The following is a 1,478-nucleotide window of genomic DNA, read 5'->3' on the forward strand; positions in this document are numbered from 1 at the left end:
GGCAGAGCCTCACCACCCACCAACACCCGCAGCCGCTCCACCACCGAAGCGTCCTGCGCCAACAACGCCCGCCACAGACTCGGCGTCGCCTGCATCACCGACGCACCCGAAGACCGCACCAGCGCACACAACGCCACCGGATCCCGCACCACATCCCGAGCAGCCACCACCACCGCGGCACCACTCACCAACGGCACGAACAACTCCAGCCCCGCGATGTCGAAACCGACCGTCGTCACCGCCAACAGCCGATCCCCCACCCCCAGACCGAACCGATCACCCATCGCAGCAACGAAGTTCACCAACGCACCCTGCGGAACCACCACACCCTTCGGCAGCCCCGTCGACCCCGACGTATAGATCACATACGCCGACGCCGAACCCATCGGCACCGAGGACACGGCCGGCAGCACGCCGCCGTCGATCGGCGCGACAAGCGCCTCGGCCGTCTCCGGAGCGTCCAGGAGCAGGCAGTCGACCGTCAACTCGGGCAGCTCCGCCAGCAGTTCGGTCGTGGTCAGCACCAGCACCGGATCCGCGTCGGCCAGCATGAACGCCAGCCGGTCCGCCGGATACTCCGTGTCCAACGGCAGATACGCCGCCCCCGCCTTCCACACCGCCAACAACGCCACCACCAGGTCCACCGACCTCGGCAACGCCACCGCCACGAACCGCTCAGCCACCACACCACGCGCCACCAACAGGCCCGCCAGCCGCTCCGCACGCGCATCCAACTCCGCGTAGGACAGCGACACTTCACCGGAAACCACGGCCACCGCATCCGGCGACACCGCCACCCGCTCCGCGAACAACTCCACCACCGAACGACCCGGCACCTCACACGCCGTCTCGTTCCACCCCTCCACCACCAGACCCGCCTCGACCTCATCGAGGAGATCGATCAGGTCGAGCGGCGCGTCCGGGGTGTCCACCATGCCGTGGAGCAGCCGCAGGTAGCGCGCGCCGAGGGCTTCTACGGTGGCGCGGTCGAAGAGGTCGGTGCTGTACTCCAGCACGCCGCTCAGCGCACCGTCCGCCTCCGACCCGTCCGCAAAGGCGAAGGAGAGGTCGAACTTGCCCACGCCCGTGTCGGCGACGGCCCGGGAGACGGTGAGGCCCGGCAGGTGCTGCGCGCTCCGGTCGATCGCGGCCTCGTCGGTGTTGTTGAACGCCAGCAGCACCTGGAACAGCGGGTGCCGGGCGAGCGAACGCTCCGGGTTCACCGCCTCGACCAGCCGCTCGAACGGCAGGTCCTGGTGCGCGTAGGCGGCCAGGTTCCCGGTCCGGACCCGGTCGATGAGCGTACGGGCGGAGGGCCGGCCCGAGGTGTCGGTGCGCAGGACGAGGGTGTTGATGAAGACGCCGATGAGCTGGTCGAGGGCGTCGTCGGTCCGGCCCGCGATCGGCGTGCCGATCGGCACGTCCTCCCCCGCACCCAACCGGGTCAGCAGCGCGGCCAGCGCCGCCTGCAGCACCAT

Annotated in this window: 1 protein-coding gene; it reads right to left on the minus strand. The window is 70.0% G+C overall.

Features of this window, described 5'->3' with window-relative positions:
• Nucleotides 1–1,478 (minus strand): AMP-binding protein (locus ACZ7KX_RS42680; protein WP_470331341.1); only part of this gene is annotated, 1,478 nt, incomplete at both ends.

It is taken from the genome of Kitasatospora sp. NPDC038210, from assembly GCF_055600605.1.